Annotated in this window: 19 protein-coding genes, 1 tRNA gene and 1 riboswitch; of the genes, 11 read left to right on the plus strand and 9 right to left on the minus strand. The window is 62.1% G+C overall.

Annotated elements, in window-relative coordinates; all coding sequences use genetic code 11:
- Window positions 1–11: 11 nt before the first annotated feature.
- Window positions 12–1061 (plus strand): 2Fe-2S iron-sulfur cluster-binding protein, encoded by a 1050-nt coding sequence (locus ACFQ3C_RS11495; protein ID WP_380791833.1) that lies wholly within the window; start codon window positions 12–14, stop codon window positions 1059–1061.
- Here the strand turns inward: ACFQ3C_RS11495 and ACFQ3C_RS11500 are convergent, their stop codons facing one another.
- Window positions 1062–1487, minus strand: a complete 426-nt coding sequence (locus tag ACFQ3C_RS11500) for a VOC family protein (protein ID WP_380791835.1) — start codon at window positions 1485–1487, stop codon at window positions 1062–1064.
- A 126-nt stretch (window positions 1488–1613) separates the two neighbouring features.
- Here ACFQ3C_RS11500 and ACFQ3C_RS11505 point away from each other — a divergent pair, with 126 nt between their 5' ends.
- From ACFQ3C_RS11505 to ACFQ3C_RS11525, 5 genes are all read left to right on the plus strand, one after another.
- Window positions 1614–3095 (plus strand): AMP nucleosidase, encoded by a 1482-nt coding sequence (locus ACFQ3C_RS11505; protein ID WP_380791837.1) that lies wholly within the window; start codon window positions 1614–1616, stop codon window positions 3093–3095.
- A gap of 152 nt (window positions 3096–3247) precedes the next feature.
- Window positions 3248–3535, plus strand: coding sequence for an HU family DNA-binding protein (locus ACFQ3C_RS11510; protein WP_068288221.1), 288 nt, complete (start codon window positions 3248–3250; stop codon window positions 3533–3535).
- A gap of 95 nt (window positions 3536–3630) precedes the next feature.
- Window positions 3631–4503, plus strand: a complete 873-nt coding sequence (locus ACFQ3C_RS11515) for a DMT family transporter (protein WP_380791839.1) — start codon at window positions 3631–3633, stop codon at window positions 4501–4503.
- A gap of 81 nt (window positions 4504–4584) precedes the next feature.
- A complete protein-coding gene (locus ACFQ3C_RS11520; protein WP_380791841.1) occupies window positions 4585–5298 on the plus strand; it encodes a cytochrome c biogenesis CcdA family protein in 714 nt (237 codons plus the stop codon).
- 30 nt (window positions 5299–5328) lie between these two features.
- On the plus strand, window positions 5329–5748 hold the full coding sequence (locus ACFQ3C_RS11525; protein ID WP_380791843.1) for a thioredoxin family protein: 420 nt from the start codon (window positions 5329–5331) through the stop codon (window positions 5746–5748).
- Here the strand turns inward: ACFQ3C_RS11525 and ACFQ3C_RS11530 are convergent, their stop codons facing one another.
- Window positions 5749–6693 carry an AEC family transporter gene (locus ACFQ3C_RS11530; protein ID WP_380791845.1) on the minus strand — a complete coding sequence of 315 codons (945 nt, stop codon included), beginning with the start codon at window positions 6691–6693 and terminating at the stop codon, window positions 5749–5751.
- A gap of 3 nt (window positions 6694–6696) precedes the next feature.
- Window positions 6697–7812, minus strand: coding sequence for a chorismate synthase (aroC, locus tag ACFQ3C_RS11535; protein ID WP_380791847.1), 1116 nt, complete (start codon window positions 7810–7812; stop codon window positions 6697–6699).
- 91 nt (window positions 7813–7903) lie between these two features.
- A riboswitch (TPP riboswitch) is annotated at window positions 7904–8011 on the plus strand.
- Between the two features lie 35 nt (window positions 8012–8046).
- On the opposite strand from aroC, the gene thiB reads away from it, so the two are divergent.
- The 3 genes from thiB to thiQ are packed head-to-tail and all read left to right on the plus strand — an operon-like array spanning window position 8047 to window position 11247.
- Entirely contained in the window at window positions 8047–9024 is a 978-nt protein-coding gene (gene thiB, locus ACFQ3C_RS11540; protein ID WP_380791849.1) for a thiamine ABC transporter substrate binding subunit, read from the plus strand.
- Entirely contained in the window at window positions 9000–10565 is a 1566-nt protein-coding gene (locus ACFQ3C_RS11545; protein WP_380791851.1) for a thiamine/thiamine pyrophosphate ABC transporter permease ThiP, read from the plus strand. The genes thiB and ACFQ3C_RS11545 overlap by 25 nt, the downstream gene beginning before the upstream one ends.
- Window positions 10552–11247 carry a thiamine ABC transporter ATP-binding protein gene (gene thiQ / locus ACFQ3C_RS11550; RefSeq protein ID WP_380791853.1) on the plus strand — a complete coding sequence of 232 codons (696 nt, stop codon included), beginning with the start codon at window positions 10552–10554 and terminating at the stop codon, window positions 11245–11247. The genes ACFQ3C_RS11545 and thiQ overlap by 14 nt, the downstream gene beginning before the upstream one ends.
- 64 nt (window positions 11248–11311) lie before the next feature.
- On the opposite strand, the gene ACFQ3C_RS11555 is transcribed toward thiQ, so the two are convergent.
- The 3 genes from ACFQ3C_RS11555 to petA are packed head-to-tail and all read right to left on the minus strand — an operon-like array spanning window position 11312 to window position 14018.
- Window positions 11312–12103, minus strand: a complete 792-nt coding sequence (locus tag ACFQ3C_RS11555) for a cytochrome c1 (RefSeq protein WP_380791855.1) — start codon at window positions 12101–12103, stop codon at window positions 11312–11314.
- Between the two features lie 16 nt (window positions 12104–12119).
- The gene (gene petB, locus ACFQ3C_RS11560) at window positions 12120–13445 is read right to left on the minus strand and encodes a cytochrome b (RefSeq protein WP_380791857.1); all 1326 of its coding nucleotides are present in this window, start codon (window positions 13443–13445) and stop codon (window positions 12120–12122) included.
- Between the two features lie 12 nt (window positions 13446–13457).
- On the minus strand, window positions 13458–14018 hold the full coding sequence (gene petA, locus ACFQ3C_RS11565; protein ID WP_380791859.1) for a ubiquinol-cytochrome c reductase iron-sulfur subunit: 561 nt from the start codon (window positions 14016–14018) through the stop codon (window positions 13458–13460).
- Between the two features lie 252 nt (window positions 14019–14270).
- On the opposite strand from petA, the gene ACFQ3C_RS11570 reads away from it, so the two are divergent.
- Entirely contained in the window at window positions 14271–14921 is a 651-nt protein-coding gene (locus ACFQ3C_RS11570) for an outer membrane protein (protein ID WP_380791861.1), read from the plus strand.
- Window positions 14922–15020: 99 nt separating this feature from the next.
- Here ACFQ3C_RS11570 and ACFQ3C_RS11575 read toward each other — a convergent pair whose 3' ends face one another.
- The 3 genes from ACFQ3C_RS11575 to dapF form a co-directional block, all read right to left on the minus strand.
- Complete coding sequence (locus ACFQ3C_RS11575; protein ID WP_380791863.1) at window positions 15021–15626, minus strand: glutathione S-transferase; 606 nt, start codon at window positions 15624–15626, stop codon at window positions 15021–15023.
- Between the two features lie 149 nt (window positions 15627–15775).
- Window positions 15776–17041, minus strand: coding sequence for a tRNA (N(6)-L-threonylcarbamoyladenosine(37)-C(2))-methylthiotransferase MtaB (mtaB, locus tag ACFQ3C_RS11580; protein ID WP_380791865.1), 1266 nt, complete (start codon window positions 17039–17041; stop codon window positions 15776–15778).
- Window positions 17038–17898, minus strand: a complete 861-nt coding sequence (gene dapF, locus ACFQ3C_RS11585; RefSeq protein WP_380791867.1) for a diaminopimelate epimerase — start codon at window positions 17896–17898, stop codon at window positions 17038–17040. The genes mtaB and dapF overlap by 4 nt, the downstream gene beginning before the upstream one ends.
- A 106-nt stretch (window positions 17899–18004) precedes the next feature.
- On the opposite strand from dapF, the gene ACFQ3C_RS11590 reads away from it, so the two are divergent.
- Window positions 18005–18080 (plus strand) — tRNA-Lys (locus tag ACFQ3C_RS11590).
- Window positions 18081–18313: the final 233 nt, after the last annotated feature.

Below are 18313 nucleotides of genomic sequence, written 5' to 3' on the forward strand. Positions count from 1 at the left end.
GGACCACGCCCATGTTCCACGATCTGACCATACGCGCGGTTCACCGCGAAACGCCGGACTCCGTGGCGATTTCCTTTGACGTGCCGCAAGCTGTGGCAGACGCCTTCGCATGGGTGCCGGGGCAGTATCTGACGCTGCGGGCCACGGTGGAGGGGCAGGATATCCGCCGCTCCTATTCCATCGCCAGCCTGCCGGGCAAGCCGCTGACCGTTGGCATCAAGCATGTCGATGGCGGGGCATTCTCAGGTTTTGCACAGGGGTTGAAGGCCGGGGATCACATGCAGGTCATGCCGCCAGAGGGGCGCTTTGTGTGCAAGGACGAGGCGCGTCTGGTGCTGATCGCCGCAGGATCGGGCGTCACGCCCATGGTGGCGATGGCCGCCGACGCCTTGGCGCGCGGGGCCGAGGTCACGTTGATCTATGGCAATCGCAATACGGGCTCCATCATGTTCCGCGAGGCGCTGGATGGCCTCAAGGACCGCTATGTTGACCGTTTCACGATGATCCACATCCTCAGCCGTGAACCGCAGGATGTCGCCCTGCTGAACGGCCGCATCACCGGTGAAAAGGTTGCGGCCCTGGCGCGTGCCGGCGCGGTCGATCTGCAAGGTGCTGACGGTGTGTTTCTGTGTGGCCCCGGTGACATGATAGATGACGTGGCAACCATGCTGGAGGGGCAGGGCATCCCGAAGGATCGGGTGCATTTCGAACGGTTCTTCCAGGCCGGTGAAGCACCGCGCGCGCCGCGCTCGGCCGCGGCAGAGGCGGCCGCCGCACAGGGTGTGACCGTCGAGGTCGTGCTGGATGGAACCCGTCGCCAATTCACCGTCGAGGCGGGCGACGACAATGTCGTGGATGCGGCCGAACGTCAGGGGCTTGAACTGCCCTATTCCTGCAAGGGCGGGATGTGCTGCACCTGCCGCTGCAAGGTGGCCGAAGGCAGCGCCGAGATGGCCGTGAACTATTCGCTGGAGCCGTGGGAGCTTGAGGCGGGCTTTACCCTTGCCTGTCAGGCGCGCCCGACCAGTGACAGGCTGGTGCTGGATTTCGATGCGGCCTGATCACCGTGGCAAAGGGCGCGACGCGACCCAGACATAGCCATCGGGATCCATGATGAAGGTCTCTCGCAGACCGTGGGGTTTGTCGGTCGGCGCTTGCAGTATCATGCCGCCAGCCGCTTCGGTCCGCGCTGCCGCGTCATCGGGATCGGTCTGAAAAAGGCGCAGTTCTGCCCCGGTTCCGCGTGGACCGGAGTCAGGCAACAGCGACAGCATCGGGTTGGCATGATAGGTTCCGTCGGCATGCAGTTGCAGAAGCTGACCGTGATAGGCGATGATTGCAAAATCCTGGCTGACGCGGTGCACCTGCATCCCGAAGACATCTGCCAGGAATTGGGCGTGTCGCGGCACGTCGCGGACCAGCAGGTTCAATCCCAGCCCTGACAGGCTGCGGCCGAAATCCGGTGCATTCACGCTGCCAAGATCCATGGCCGACCCCGATCATTTTCGACGACTTCGCTTGACGCCCGGTCGCAGCTTGATCCTTGTCCGGCGGGGTGTCAACGTGGGGGGAGGGGCGCGGAAATGCGGCCCATCACAACCAGGCGAGCCGTAATGCGTAAACAGGATGATTTGCCGTTGATCACACCGGATCAGCCAGGGCCGCAGGCCTTTACCGATCCGCAGATGGCCGTTGCGCATCTGATCGCGCTCTACAACGGTGCCACAGGGTTTCTGTGCGACCGCTTCGCAGAGACGATGCAGTCTGGTCATCCCGGATGCCGCTATCGCGCCTTCTATCCCGAAATCCGGATCATCACGACCAGCCATGCCAAGGTTGACAGCCGCCTGAGCTTTGGCCATGTCGCGCGTCCTGGCGCGCATGCGACAAGCATCACCAGGCCCGACCTGTTCCGCAACTACCTTGAACAGCAGATCGGTCTTTTGCTGATGAACCATGACGTGCCCGTGCAGATCGGTTTGTCGGAAACGCCGATCCCTGTGCATTTCGCCGTGGCCAACGACCCTGGCATGACCGTGCCGCAGGAGGGCGCGGCAGATTTCATCCTGCGCGATGTCTTTGATGTGCCGGACCTGAACACGATGAACGATGACATCGTGAATGGGACCTACAAGTTGCCGCCTGACGGGACCGAGCCGCTGGCCGCGTTTACGGCGCAACGGGTGGATTATTCCCTGGCAAGGCTGGCCCATTACACTGCGACCGATCCCGCCCATTTCCAGAACCATGTCCTGTTCACCAACTACCAGTTCTACGTCTCGGAGTTCGAGGCCTATGCCCGAAAGGTGCTGGCCGATCCGGAAAGCGGCTATGTCAGTTTTGTCAGTACCGGCAATGTCGAGATCACGGATCCCCTGACGCCTTTGCCCATCGTCGAAAAAGTCCCGCAGATGCCGGCCTACCATCTGAAGCGACAGGACGGATCGGGTGTCACCCTTGTCAATATCGGCGTGGGCCCCTCGAATGCAAAGACGGCCACCGATCATATCGCGGTGCTGCGCCCGCATGCCTGGATCATGGTCGGCCATTGCGCGGGCCTCAGGAACTCGCAATCCTTGGGGGATTTCGTCCTGGCCCATGCCTATCTGCGGGAGGACAAGGTTCTGGACGATGATTTGCCTGTCTGGGTGCCGATCCCGGCACTGGCCGAGATCCAGATCGCTCTCCAGCAGGCCGTGGCAGAGGAAACGCAGCTGCAGGATTACGATCTCAAGCGGGTCATGCGTACGGGAACCGTCGCATCGGTGGACAACCGCAACTGGGAATTGCGCGACCAGACGGGTCCGGTGCAACGCCTCAGTCAGAGCCGGGCCATCGCGCTGGATATGGAAAGTGCGACGATCGCTGCCAACGGGTTTCGCTTCCGCGTGCCCTATGGGACGCTTCTGTGCGTCTCTGACAAACCCCTTCATGGCGAGTTGAAGCTGCCCGGCATGGCCTCGGATTTCTACCGCACGCAGGTGTCACGCCATCTGATGATCGGTATTCGGGCCATGGAACGCTTGCGGGAAATGCCGCTTGCGCGTATCCACAGCCGGAAATTGCGTAGTTTTGACGAAACAGCCTTCCTTTGAACCCGGAGATTTCATGCTATCAGGGTGAAAAATGCAGGTATTCGCACGTTTTCATCTTGTGTTGACCCACTATTCGTTGTGTTTAGACACGAGATACAGTTAAATCTAACAAATGAGCCCCAACAGATCGGGCAGTTGAAGGAGACCAAGAAATGGCAAAACCGATGACCAAGACCCAGCTTGTTGCCGCTCTGGCCGATGAAATGGGCGCAGACAAGAAAACCGCAGGCAGCGCGCTGGATGCTGTTGTTGCGATCATTACCCGTGAAGTGGGTGCCGGCGGCGCAGTGACCCTGCCCGGTATCGGCAAGATCTACTGCCGCGAGCGCCCCTCGCGCATGGTTCGCAACCCCGCGACCGGCGAGCAGATGCAGAAGGATGCCGACAAGGTCGTCAAGATGACGATCGCGAAGGCACTCAAGGACAGCGTGAACGGCTGATCTTGCATCCCTGACGAATTTCCGAAAGGGTCGCCCTCGTGGCGGCCCTTTTGCTTTGGGTGTCATGGCAACCCGGCAGACAGGCAGAAACAGATTTGAATATTCGCGCAATCGCCATGGGGTTGATGTTTGCCCTGATGTGGTCGTCGGCCTTCACCTCGGCGCGGATCATCGTCGCCTATGCACCGCCTTTGGCGTCTTTGTCGCTGCGCTTCTTCCTGTCAGGTCTTATCGGTGTCGGCATTGCCCTGGCGCTGGGCCAGACCTTCCGCCTGACGCCCGCGCAATGGCGCGCGACAATCATCTTCGGCGTCTGCCAGAACGCGCTTTACCTGGGGTTGAACTTTGTTGCGATGCAGACGGTCGAAGCCTCTGTCGCCTCGATCATCGCATCTTCCATGCCGCTGATGGTCGCCTTTGCCGGCTGGGCGATCTTTCGCGAAAGGCTGCCGCGTCTTGGTCTGATCGGTCTTGTTCTGGGGTTCCTGGGCGTGGGGCTGATCATGGGCGCGCGGCTGGATGCGGGGGTCGATCTTTACGGTCTGATGCTGTGCATTCTGGGTGCCGCGGCGCTGACCGTCGCCACGCTATCCGTGCGGGGCGCATCCTCGGGCGGGAACGTGATGATGATCGTGGGGCTGCAGATGTTCGTGGGCGCGGCCATTCTTGCCGTAGGTTCGGCCATGTTCGAGACGATCGAAGTCACCTTGAACTGGAAGCTTGTCGTGGCCTTCCTTTATACAACACTGGTTCCCGGTCTTGCGGCCACCTGGGTCTGGTTCACGCTGGTCAACCAGATCGGGGCGGTCAAGGCCGCGACCTTCCATTTCCTCAACCCGTTCTTCGGCGTGGCCATCGCCGCTGTTCTTCTGGGCGAGGCGCTGGGGATCCTTGATATCGTGGGTGTGGTCATCATTGCCGCAGGCATCCTTGCCGTGCAGTTGTCACGCCAGAAACCCGTGGTTTGACATAAACCCCCACGCTCTCGTGATGGTGGTTGAAGGCAACGTGTGATGACAGGCACGGCAACAGCCGTCTAGATCGCGGGTATGGAATTGATCCTTGGATATCTGGCCGGGCTTCTGACCCTGATCAACCCCTGCGTTCTGCCGGTGCTGCCCATCGTGCTGGCCGGGGCATTGCAGGCAAGCCCGCTTGGGCCGGTTGCGCTGGCCGCAGGCATGAGCCTGTCTTTCGTGGTTCTGGGGGTCACGGTGTCGGCCTTCGGATTTGCCCTTGGCCTCACCGAGGAAATCATCGCACAGGCCGGCGCCATCCTGATGATCGGGTTTGGCCTGATCCTTCTTGTGCCGCGCTTCGGCATGGCCTTTTCCACGGCGACAGCCGGGCTTGCCAGCGGCGCGGACACCCGGATGGACCGGATCAGTTCCGCCGGCCTTCAGGGGCAGTTTGCGGGCGGGATGCTTTTGGGGGCGGTCTGGTCGCCCTGCATCGGTCCGACCCTTGGCGGTGCCATATCGCTGGCGGCGCAGGGCGAAAGCCTGCTTTGGGCGACCGCGATCATGGCGACCTTTGCCCTTGGCGTATCGACCCTGATCCTGGGCCTTGGCTATGGGGCGCGGTCTGCGCTGCAACGGCGTCAGGCCATGATGCGCGCCATTGCTGCGAAGGCGCGCCCCCTGATGGGCGGGGTCTTCGTGGCCGTGGGTCTGGCCCTCTTGTTCCGCATACATCACATCATCGACGCCTGGCTGATCCAGACGCTGCCCGCCTGGCTTGTCGATCTATCCGTGTCCATTTGACCTTGTCCTGATCAACCCGAAGGAGTTCCCATGAACCGCCGAGATTTCATTGCCCTGACATCGACGACTGCCGTGACACTGGCCTTGCCGGTTGCCGTGCGCGCCGCGGGTCTGCCTTACACGCCCGCACTGCTGGAAGAACGGCTGGCGGCTGGCGATACCGTGTTTCTGGATTTCAAGGCCAGCTGGTGCAGCACGTGCAAGGCGCAGGAACGCGTTCTGGCAGCCCTCAAGGCTGAAACGCCGGATTACGAGAAAAAGATCACCTTCATCGACGTCGACTGGGATGAATATGGCCGCTCTGACATCGTGCAGGAGCTGAAGATCCCCCGCCGCTCGACCCTTGTGGTTCTGCGTGGTGATCAGGAACTGGGCCGCATCGTGGCGCAGACCGGCCGGGCCGAGATCAAGGCGCTGATGGATACGGCCCTGCAGGCGGCGAATTCCTGATCAGGTCAGGATGGCCAGCAGCGCGCTGAGGGTAAAGAACGCGCCCGCTGTCGCGCCCAGCAGCGCGATGGATGCGATGCCCTCATGCCCGTAATCCTGGGCCAGAAGCGTGTAGATCCCGAACATCGGCATGGCCATGGACAGGACCACCGCAACGGCCATGTCGCCTGACAGCAGCGGCAGGCCGATCAAGGGCAGCGTAAGCAGGACAAGCCCGGCCATCGCCGGGCTGACCAGCAGCTTGCCTGCCACGATCTGCGCCGCCAGTGACCGCTGCCCGACGACAGGCAACCCCACGAGCGAGCCGCCGATGACGAACAGCGCGATGGCGGAAGAAGAGGTGGCCAGTACCTCCATCAACCGTGTGATCATCTGCGGTACGGGCAGGCCCGAAAGCATCACCAGCAGCCCCAGCATCAGCCCGATCACCATGGGCCGGCGCAGGACGCCCAGGATGATTCCCCCCGCGATCCGCAGCAGCGATTTGCCATGTCGGTCGCGTGACGCCTCAAGGAAGATCAGGCAAAGCGGGATCAGCAGAAAATTCTCGACCACCATGTTCAGCGCCAGCACGACACCCGCCAGATCGGGGAACACCAGCAGCATCACCGGATAACCCACAAAGCCTGAATTCGGGCAGGTCGATCCCATGACCGCTATGGCGCGCCGCGCCGGCCCGGTGCCTTGCAGGGTGAACCACAGGTAAGTGACGCCAATCGTCAGCAATCCGGCCAGTGCGAAGACAACCACATATCCAAGGTTCAGCACCTCGTTCAGATCGCGTGTCGCCACCGTGTTGAACAGCAGCGCAGGCAAGGCGATGTTCAGGACATACTTGCCCAGCGTCTTCATGTCCGAAGCGGCAAAAAGCCCTGCACGCACGGCGCCATACCCTATGCCGATCAGCGCGAAGATCGGAAAGGTGATGGTCAGGATCGCGCCCAAGGTTCAGCCGATACGGCCACGCGTCTCGCCGACGGCGCCGCCGATCTGGCCGCGATGCAGCAGGATGTGATCCAGGATCACGCAGGCCATCATCGCCTCGCCCACAGGAACGGCGCGGATGCCGACGCAAGGGTCGTGCCGTCCCTTGGTGATGATTTCGGCCGCCTGACCGCCCTTGGTGATCGTCTGTCTGGCTTTGAGGATCGACGATGTCGGCTTGACCGCAAAGCGAACGACAATGTCCTGCCCGGTCGAGATCCCGCCAAGGATGCCGCCTGCATGGTTGGACGAATAGACCGGCTTGCCATCATTCCCGAGGAAGATCTCATCGGCGTTTTCTTCGCCGGTCAGCATCGCGGCGGCCATCCCTTCGCCGATTTCCACGCCTTTGACAGCATTGATCGACATCATCGCAGCGGCCAGATCAGTGTCTAACTTGCCATAAACCGGCGCCCCAAGCCCCGCAGGCACACCCCGCGCAACCACCTCGATGATCGCGCCGACCGAATTGCCGGACTTGCGCAGACCATCCAGGTAATCGGCCCATTCAGCGGCGGCCACGGCATCAGGCGTCCAGAACGGGTTCTGGTCGATCTGGTCCCAGTCGAACCGATCGCGGTCGATCCCATGCGGGCCGATCTGCGTCATGTAGCCGGTGATCTGCACTTCGGGTGCAAGTGTCGCAAGTGCCGCCCGCGCAAGGCCGCCTGCCGCCACCCGCGCCGCCGTTTCGCGCGCCGACGATCGCCCCCCGCCGCGATAGTCTCGTACACCGTATTTCTGCCAATAGGTGATATCGGCATGGCCGGGGCGGAATTTCTCGGCGATATCGCCGTAATCCTTGGATCGCTGGTCGGTATTCTCGATCATCAGCTGCACGGGTGTGCCGGTTGTCTGTCCTTCGAACACGCCGGACAGGATGCGCACCTCGTCCGCTTCGCGCCGCTGTGTCGTGTATTTGTTCTGCCCCGGCTTGCGCTTGTCCAGCCAATGCTGGATCAGGCTTTCGGTGATCGCGACACCCGGCGGGCAACCGTCCACGGTGGCACCCAACGCAGGCCCGTGGCTTTCGCCCCAGGTGGTCACGCGGAACAGATGGCCGAAGCTGTTCATGCTCATGTGCAGCACTCCTTTGCGGCAGGTCTAGCGGGGCGCTTGACCTGTCTCAAGCGGTTTTGCCTTGATGGGGCCGGGCTGCGGCACTAGGGTCGCGCTTACCTCGGGGTGCATGGCCAGACGCCACGCTGAGATGCCGCATGGCAAACCCGTTGAACCTGAACCGGTTAGACCCGGCGGAGGGAAGGTATGGACGCCCTCCACACTCGCCCGATGCCCGGATCGTTGGAGGATCGAATGAAGCCGCATCTTGTGATTGCCACCTTTCTTGCTGCCGGGCCTGCCTTGGCCCAGACCCCGGAACTGACCGTCTATACCTATGACAGTTTCGTCTCCGATTGGGGGCCCGGACCCGCCGTGAAGCAAGCCTTCGAGGCCGAATGCGGCTGCATCATCAATCTGGTGGGCGCGGGCGACGGGGCGGCCCTTTTGGGGCGGCTCAAGCTGGAAGGGGCGCGCAGCGATGCCGATATCGTGCTGGGGCTGGACACCGGGCTGATTGCCGCCGCACTTCAGACGGGCCTGTTCATGGCCCACACGATCGAGACCGATCTGGACCTGCCCCTGGAATGGACCGATCCGCTGTTTCTGCCTTATGACTGGGGTTACTTCGCCTTCGTAGGCAATCGTGGCGCCGCGCAGCCTGCCGATTTCCGCGAACTGGCAGCCAGCGACCTGAAGATCGTGATCCAGGATCCGCGTTCCTCGACCCCCGGTCTTGGTTTGCTGATGTGGGTCAAATCCGCCTATGGCGATGAAGCCCCCGCGATCTGGGAGGGGCTGGCCGACAATATCGTGACCGTGACTCCCGGCTGGTCCGAGGCTTACGGCCTGTTCCTGGAAGGTGAGGCCGATCTGGTCCTGTCCTACACCACCTCGCCCGCCTATCACCTGATTGCCGAGGAAGATGACAGCAAGGTGGCCCTTCCCTTCACCGAAGGTCACTACATGCAGATCGAGGTTGCGGGCAAGCTGGCGGCAACCGACCAGCCTGAACTGGCGGATCAATTTCTGCGTTTCATGCTGGGCGAGACGTTCCAGTCGATCATTCCGACAACCAATTGGATGTATCCCGTGGTGTTGCCACAGGCAGGTCTTCCTGATGGCTTTTCGACACTGATACAGCCCGAAAAGGCGATCTTGGCGCCAATCGACCAGGCCGATGCGCTGCGTGATCTGGCGCTGGACGAATGGCTGCGCGCCCTGTCCCGTTAGGCCGGAACCCGGCCGGGCGCTGGGCCGGTTGGGCCGTGGCCTGCATGCTTGTGGCCTTCGTGGCGCTGCCGCTGGCGGCCGTGTTCTGGCGTGCCAGTGCAGCAAGCCTGCCCGGCCCCGCGGACTGGGCCGCTGTGCGTTTCACGCTGTCTCAGGCGGTTCTGTCCGCCCTTTTCAGCGTGACCCTGGCAATTCCCGTTGCCCGCGCCCTGGCGCGCCGCCAGTTTCCGGGCCGGGGGATCTTGATCACGCTGATGGGTGCGCCCTTCATCCTGCCCGTCATCGTGGCGGTGCTGGGGTTGCTGGCGGTTTTCGGACGGTCTGGTATCATCAATCAGGCGCTGGCCTGGATCGGCCTGCCACCGGTACAGATCTATGGCTTGCACGGGGTCGTGCTGGCGCATGTCTTCTTCAACCTGCCATTGGCAACCCGTATCCTGTTGCAGGGCTGGCAGGGCATTCCCGCAGAAAGGTTCCGTCTTGCGGCGAGCCTTGGCTGCCAGCCGCGGGATGTGTTTCGCCTTTTGGAATGGCCGATGCTGCGCGCGACATTGCCCGGTGCGGCACTTCTTGTCTTTGCAATCTGTCTGAGCAGCTTTGCTGTCGCTCTGACCCTTGGCGGTGGCCCGCGTGCGACAACGGTTGAACTGGCGATCTACCAGGCGTTCCGGCTTGATTTCGATCTGGCGCGCGCGGCGGTCCTGTCTGTCTTGCAGATGGCGATCGTGATGCTGGCCGCAAGTCTGGCCTTGCGCCTGAGCCTTCTGGATGGCTTCGGGCGCGGCCTGGACCGGGTCCCGCGCAGGTGGGAGGCCGAGCAATGGCCGTTGCGGATACTGGACAGCCTTGCGCTGATGCTGGCGGCGCTGTTTCTCTTGTTGCCTCTGGGTGCTGTAGTCTGGCGCGGACTGTCCGGGCTGGACGCGCTGCCGATACAGGTCTGGCGCGCTGCCGGGGTGTCCCTTGTGATGGCCTTGTCATCTACTTTTCTGACCGTGACCATGGCGCTTTCGCTGGCCCATCTTGCCCTGCAGCGCCGCAGGATCGAGGCATTGGGGCTGCTGGGCATTGCGGCCTCCCCATTGGTGATCGGAACGGGGCTGTTTCTGCTGATCAACCCTTTCGGTGATCCGGCGCGCTGGGCCTTTGCCGTGACGGTGCTGGTCAACGCGATGGCCGCGCTGCCTTTTGCCCTGCGTGTCATGGCGCCGGCCTTGCGGGATATCGAGCGTGATTTCGGACCGCTGGCCGACAGTCTTGGCATGACAGGTCTTTCCCGGTTGCGCGGTCTGACCCTGCCCCGCCTGCGCCGCCCACTGGGGTTTTCAGCCGGGCTTGCGGCGGCACTTTCGATGGGTGATCTTGGTGTGATTGCGCTTTTTGCCGATCCGGAACGCGCGACGCTGCCACTTCAGATCCTGCGGCTCATGGGGGCCTACCGGATGGACGCCGCTGCAGGGGCAGGATTGATTCTGCTGGTGTTCAGCTTGTTGCTGTTCTGGCTGTTCGACCAGGGAGGGCGCCGCGATGCTGACACTTGAAAGGCTTGAGATCCGGCAGGATGCCTTTGCCTTGCGTGCCGATCTGTCGCTTGCGGCAGGCGCGGTCGTGGCCATCATTGGTCCTTCAGGCGCAGGAAAATCGACGCTTTTGAATGTCATCGCAGGGTTCTTCCAGACGGCGCTGGGTCGTGTGCTGTGGGACGGGCAGGACATCACGAACCTGCCGCCGGCAAAACGTCCGGTGGCCATGCTGTTTCAAGACAACAACCTGTTTCCGCACCTGACCGTCGCGCAGAACGTCGGCTTGGGGATCCGGCCAGACCTGCGATTGTCCGAAAAGGATCAGCTGCGTGTGTCGCAAGCCTTGCAGCGCGTCGGTCTTGACGGCTACGGCGCGCGCAAGCCCGGTTCCTTGTCCGGAGGGCAGCAGGGGCGCGTGGCCCTTGCGCGCGTACTGGTGCAGCGCCGCCCCTTGATCCTGCTGGACGAACCATTCGCGGCCCTGGGGCCGGCCCTGAAATCCGAGATGCTTGATCTTGTGGCGCACCTTGCCTTGGAAACTGGCGCTACCTTGCTGATGGTCAGTCACGATCCATCCGACGCCCGCAAGATTGCGCCCCAGACGATTCTGGTGGCGGATGGCATCGCCCTCCCGCCACAGCCCACCGCGGCGCTGCTGGACAACCCACCTCCGGCTTTGGTCGCCTATCTGGGCGAGTAAGCTACGCGCCAAAGAAAAACCCCGCACAAGGCGGGGTTTTCCAGTTCGACCGATCCGAAAAAGATCAGGTGTTCTTTTCCTTGCGCTTCACGGGCATCCAGATCCGCTTGTTGGTCAGATACAGCAGGACCGTCAGCACCGACAGGAACAGCACGGCGACGAAGCCGGTCTGCTTGCGGGCCATCATCTTGGGTTCCGCAGTCCACATCAGGAAAGCCGAGACATCTTCCGCCACCGATTCCATTGCGTTGCTGTGACCATCTGCGAATTCCAGCTGATCCTCGTAAAGCGGGGGCGCCATGCCGATCCAGCCACCGGGGAATGCCGTGTTCTCATAGAGTGTGGTTCCGGCCTCGACCTTTTCCTCGCCCGTGTAACCCATGAGCAGCGAATGGATATACTCCGGGCCGCCCATGCCCTTGAACAGCTGGTTCAGACCGCTGCCATAGGGGCCGTGGAAACCGGCGCGTGCCTTCGCCATCAAAGACAGGTCAGGGGCGTTCGACAGGTTCGATTCCGGGAAATGATCGGTTTCGGTGCGCGGACGGAAATCGTCCAGTTCGGCATCGAAAATCTCGAACTGGCCGGCATAGGCACGCACCTGATCTTCGGGCAGCTGGGGGCCACCTTCGTCTGCAAGTGTGCGCAGGGGCACGAATTTCAGGCCGTGGCACGCTGCACACACTTCGGTATAGACCTGCAGGCCGCGCTGAAGCTGGTTCTGATCGAAGGACCCGAAGGGCCCTTCAAACGAGAAGTCCACATCTTCGACATGGCCAGCGGCTCCGGCTGCCATCGCCGCCCCACCCGAAAGGGTCAGGGCAGCAACTGCGGCAATCGCAATTTTTCTCATCATGATCCCTATTCCTTTCTTATTCGGCAGGGGTGCCGGACGTCGCACCGTAATGCGCGTTGAAGTCTTCTTCGATTGTCGCAGGCGCGGCCTGCGGCTTTTCGATGACGCCCAGAAGCGGCAGGATCACCAGGAAGTAGGCGAACCAGTAGGCCGAAGCGATCAGCGAGATCGTTGCATAGGGCTCCTCGGCCGGCATCGCGCCAACCCAGGTCAGCACCACGAAGTCAACGCACAGCAGCGCAAACCACCACTTGAACATCGGACGGTACCGGCCCGAACGCACGCGGCTGGTGTCCAGCCAGGGCGCCAGCGCCATCACGGCGATTGCACCGAACATCGCCAGGACGCCGAAGAACTTGGCGTCGATGATGCCACCGGTGATCCAGTCCGCGAACATCACGACCCAGACATCGGCGGTAAAGGCGCGCAGGATCGCGTAGAACGGCAGGAAGTACCATTCCGGAACGATATGTGCAGGCGTCGCCAGTGCGTTTGCTTCGATGTAGTTGTCGGGGTGACCCAGGTAGTTGGGCATGAAGCCGACGATCGCGAAGAAGACCACCATGATGAAGGCCAGCGCGAACAGGTCCTTCATCACGAAATAGGGCCAGAACGGCAGCGTGTCTTTTGCGGCATCTTCCTTGGAGGTGCGGCGCACTTCAACCCCGGTCGGGTTGTTGTTGCCGGTCGTGTGGAAGGCCCAGATATGCACGGCAACCAGGGCCGCGATCACGAAGGGCAGCAGATAGTGCAGCGAGAAGAAGCGGTTCAGCGTGGCGTTGTCCACGGCAGGTCCGCCCAGAAGCCAGGTCTGGATCGGCTCGCCGATGAAGGGAATCGCGCCGAACAGGCCGGTGATCACAGTTGCACCCCAGAACGACATCTGGCCCCAGGGCAGAACGTAGCCCATGAAGGCGGTCGCCATCATCAGCAGATAGATCAGCATGCCGATGATCCAGGTGATCTCGCGCGGGGCCTTGTAGCTGCCGTAGTAGAGACCGCGGAAGATGTGCAGGTAAACGGCAACGAAGAACAGCGATGCGCCGTTCTGGTGCAGGTAGCGCAGCATGTGGCCCCCGTTCACGTTCCGCATGATGTGCTCGACCGAGGCGAATGCCAGGTCGACATGCGGGGTATAGTGCATCACCAGGATGATGCCGGTCACGATCTGCATAGCAAGGCAGAAGGTCAACACGATGCCCCAGATCCACATCCAGTTCAGGTTCTTGGGCGTGGGGATCATGATCGTGTCATACAGAAGACCCACGATGGGCAGGCGCGAATGCAGCCACTTTTCTCCACCGGTCTTGGGTTCGTAATGGTCGTGAGGAATTCCAGCCATGTTGCTTTTCCTTTAACCCAGCTTGATCGTTGTTTCGTCTTCGAAGGCGGCAACGGGAATCCACAGGTTCTGTGGTGCCGGTCCGCGGCGGATTCGACCGGCGCTATCGTAGTGAGAGCCGTGGCAGGGGCAGAACCAGCCGCCGAAATCGCCCGATCCGTCACCGATGGGCACGCAGCCCAGGTGCGTGCAGACGCCGATCATCACCAGCCATTCGCCGGCTTCGTCCAGCGTGCGGTTCTGGTCGGATGCGTCCAGCGACATGTCGTTGCGGTTCTGCGCGTTCTGGTCGGGAAGCTGGCTCAGCTCGACTGCGCGGGCCTCTGCGATTTCCGCTTCCGTGCGGCGACGGATGAACACGGGCTTGCCCAGCCATTTCACTGTCAACTGGGTGCCGGGCTCTACGCCGGACACATCGACACGAATCGATGAAAGGGCCTGAACGTCTGCCGAAGGGTTCATCTGGTTGACCAGCGGCCAGATGGCTGCACCTGCGGTTACGGCACCGGCGCCAGCGGTGGCATAATAAAGGAAATCTCTGCGGGTGCCTTCGTGATCTTCTGCGTGTGACACGAGGTTTTCTCCATTCCAGGGCCGAACAGGCCATATACATGTTCTGGCCGCGACAAGCGCAGCCTTTCCGACGCGGTATGTAGCGGGGCTACCCCGTCTCGTCCAGCGGACAATGGCCCCATGTGACAAACTGCGACTTTTGGCGCAACCCTGTGATATTGTGGCGTCGCCGGCGTGCCACTATGGTAACAGCCGGACGGTTACAATATCGTAAGCCCCACAGATCCCCTCGGACGCCCGAAAGATGATGCCATGCGAAACACGATCTCAGCCGCTGCCACCGCCCTTGCCCTGACGGCCACGCCGCTGATGGCGGAAACCGAGATCAGCGTCTACGGCGGCTGGCAGACCGCGCCGCACAGCTCGGTCAGCGGGCAACGTGCCGATGGATCGACCTTTGACGAGAATATCGGCTGGGATGGAAAGTCGTTGTCCATGCCGCCCTATTACGGTCTGCGCGCGATGTGGTGGCAGCCGAACAATATCGGCTACGGTATCGAAGTGACCCATGCCAAGTTCTACGCCCCCGCCGGAGAGATGCCCGCAGGGTTTTCCCGGCTGGAATTCACGGACGGGCACAATATCGTCACGGCCAATGTGATGAAACGCTGGCCCGGCCAATGGGCTGACCGGTTCACACCCTATGTGGGAGCGGGGATCGGCATTGCCGTGCCGCATGTCGATGTCACCGAAAACGGAAACCGAACCTACGAATATCAGTATACCGGGCCGGCGCTGCGCCTGACGGCGGGAGCATCCTATGAGCTAAACGCCCGCTGGGCCGCCTTTGGTGAATACCAGTTCACCATTTCGGACAATGAGGCGGATCTGGAAGGTGGCGGCACGCTGGATACCAGGCTGATCAGCAATGCGCTGAATGTCGGATTGTCGTTCCGCTTCTGACCCGAACACCCTGAAATGATCACGACCCCGCAGATCGTCCGCGGGGTCGTTTCATATGGGGCGCAAGCCATCGGGTTTTCCAGGGCCGGGCTTAATCCCTTAATCCCTGGGGGCCGTCACCTGCATCGAGGGGCGCTGCGAAAAGGCGGCGTACCAGTCGTCAAGAGCGCCGCGATCCTTGCGCCACTGGCGCGCGTCATGGCGGAAATCCAGATAGCCCAGCGCACATCCGACGGCCAGTTGCCCCATGCAGAGCGGCCCTTCCAGATGGCTCATCCAGCGCTCGTTCAGCGCGTCGAGGGCACGTGACACCTTGGCCCACTGCGCCTCGATCCAGGGCTCGTATACCTTGTCTTCCGGGCGGATGCGCCGCTCGTAGGTCATTGAAACGGCGGCATCCATGATCCCGTCGGCTGTCGCCTCAAGCGTCAGGATTTCCCAGATGCGCGCCTCGGGGTAAAGCTTGCCGCCGGCGCGTGCATCCAGGAAACGCGTGATCACCCGGCTGTCATAGATTGCGGGGCCGTCCTCGCGCAGCAGCGCCGGGATCTTGCCAAGCGGATTGGCAGCCGCGACTTCCGCGGCTGTTGCCACGGGCGAGGTCTTGACCCCCATCACCTCGACATCGGCAAGTTGGCCGGTTTCATGCAGCACGACATGCACCTTGCGCGCGAAGGGCGATGCTGGAGAAGAGACGAGTTTCATTGCGATGGGTCCTTTCTGAGTGTTCGACGCGACAGTAGGCCCAGTTTGGTACGGCTGTAAACTGGCCAGCCGGACCAGGCGGGGGGCTGTCTGCCCCCCGGTCCCTGCGGGACTCCCCCCGAGGATATTTCAGGCAAGAAGAAAACCGATCAGACCCGCGCGAGAAGCTGCGTGTCACGGACCCCGGTGATCATGGCGCTGACGATCCGGCCCTCCGGTTGCGGGCTGTCGAAGGCGACCTCGGTGAATTGTTCGGTGCGGCCCATATGCGGGTTTTCCAGCAGGACGCGATGGGTCAGGCCGACCTGGCGCTGAAGATGGCCCATGACCCGTGCATCGCCGGCGGCCCGCAGTCTTGCGGCGCGTTCCTTGATCGCCGGACCCCGGACTTGCGGCATGCGTGCGGCGGGTGTGCCGGGACGGGGCGAATAGGGAAAGACATGCAGCCATGTCAGGCTGCATTCCTCGACCAGACGCAGCGAGTTGCGGAAATGCGCTTCGGTTTCGGTGGGAAACCCCGCGATGATATCGGCGCCGAATGTCATCTCGGGGCGCAGGGACAGGGCTTCTTCGGTGAAGCGGATCGCATCGTCCCGCAGATGCCGCCGTTTCATCCGTTTGAGAATCAGGTCGTCGCCATGCTGCAGGGACAGGTGCAGATGCGGCATGAGGCGCGGCTCGGTCGCGATGGCCTGCATCAGGTTCTCGTCCACTTCGATGGAATCGATGGAACTGATGCGCAGGCGGGGCAGGTCGGGGACCAGGCGCAGGATCCGCATGACCAGATCACCCAGCTTTGGCGCGGCCGGCAGGTCGGCACCCCAGCTTGTCAGATCGACGCCTGTCAGAACCACCTCGTTATAGCCTGAATCCACCAGACGCTTGATCTGGTCCACGACCACACCAGCAGGAACCGAGCGGGAATTGCCGCGCCCATAGGGAATGATGCAGAAGGTACAGCGGTGATCGCACCCGTTCTGAACCTGCACATAGGCGCGCGAACGGGTGCCGAACCCGTCGATCAGGTGACCGGCGGTTTCGGTCACGCTCATGATGTCGTCGACCTGCACACGTTCGGTCTGCCCGATGAAATCCGGCGAGAGACGCGCCCAGGTTTCAGGCTGCATCTTTTCGGTATTCCCGATCACCAGGTCCACCTCCGGCATGGTCGCGAAGGTCTCGGGCTCGGTCTGGGCGGCGCATCCGGTGACGATCAGCCGGGCATCCGGGTTCTCGCGGCGCAGGCGGCGGATTTCCTGACGTGCCTTGCGCACGGCCTCGGAGGTGACGGCGCATGTGTTCACGATCACCGCGCCGGACAGACCGGCCTGGGTGGCAAGATCCTTCATCGCCTCGGTCTCATAGGCGTTCAGGCGGCACCCGAAGGTGGCGAATTTCGGCGGCTGAACGGTCATCCGATGCTGTCCAGGAAAGCCTGGGTCAGACGCCCGGAAGCCACATGCATGGTGGCCCCTGTCATCCAGACCCCATCTTCGCGCCACTCTATCAGAAGCGGGCCGCCATCCAGGGTGATCTTGACGCGACGCCCGGTCAGGCCGCGCCGTGCCGCGGCCACGGCGGTGGCGCAGGACGACGACCCGGATGCCAGTGTGATCCCCACGCCGCGTTCCCAGACCCGCATCCGCAGGTGGTCGGGCCCCAGCAGGGAAGCGAACTGCACATTTGTCCGTTGCGGAAACAGCGGATGATGTTCCATCTGCGCGCCGCGCGTTGCGAGGTCGACGGCCTCGGCGTCCGGAACGAAGAAGGTGCAATGCGGGTTGCCCATTCCGGTCGCCGTTGGCGCCCCCGTGATGGGCAATTCAAGCGTATCCATCGGCCCGGCCAGAGGGATCTCGGACCAATCAAGTTGCGGCTGTCCCATATTGACCGAGGTCAGGCCATCGCCCGCATCCACTGCATGCAGCGTTCCGCGATCCGTGGTCAGGGTCAGTGCCGTGCGACCGGTCTCTTCCATGAGCAGGCGCGCGATGCAACGCGTGGCATTCCCGCAGGCGGCCGAAGTCGATCCATCGGCATTGTAGAACACTAGATGCGCATCGCCCGCTCCGCTTTCCGAGATCACGGCCAGTTGGTCGAAACCGATACCGCGGTGACGATCTGCAATGGCTGTAACAAGCGCCTCCGAGATCACATGAGCATCGACCCGCGCTGTGTCAGGCGCGCCGATCCGCGTGTCGAGAACAACAAAGTCGTTGCCCAACCCGTGCATCTTCATGAAGGGCAAGCCCGTTGTCTGATCCGCTTTCATGGCGCGCATATACTCTTGCCTGCAGGGTTATTCCAGTATGCTGGAAAGAAAGGTCGATTTTCGGGGTTGACCCTCTGCCCCGCTCTTTCTAGAAGCGCGGCTTAGTGGGCCGTTAGCTCAGTTGGTAGAGCAACTGACTTTTAATCAGTGGGTCGCAGGTTCGAATCCTGCACGGCTCACCACTACATTCAAAGGCTTGGGCAGAAATGCCCGGGCCTTTTGTCTTTTCAGGATCCTGCCGGGTTGCATCTGGCCGCACCGGGCGCCGGGTTTTCAGCGGATGACCTTGAACATTGCTTGGCTGAAGAAACCTCGGGGTCTGACATCCCCAGGCAGGCAAGTGATGTCTGTTGTGGGGAATCACGCCTGTCTGCTGTGCCACGCATGGCCGCAGGATAATGACCTGATCCCCGGA

This window comes from Seohaeicola saemankumensis, assembly GCF_042678485.1.
Taxonomy (GTDB): Bacteria; Pseudomonadota; Alphaproteobacteria; order Rhodobacterales; family Rhodobacteraceae; genus Seohaeicola; species Seohaeicola saemankumensis.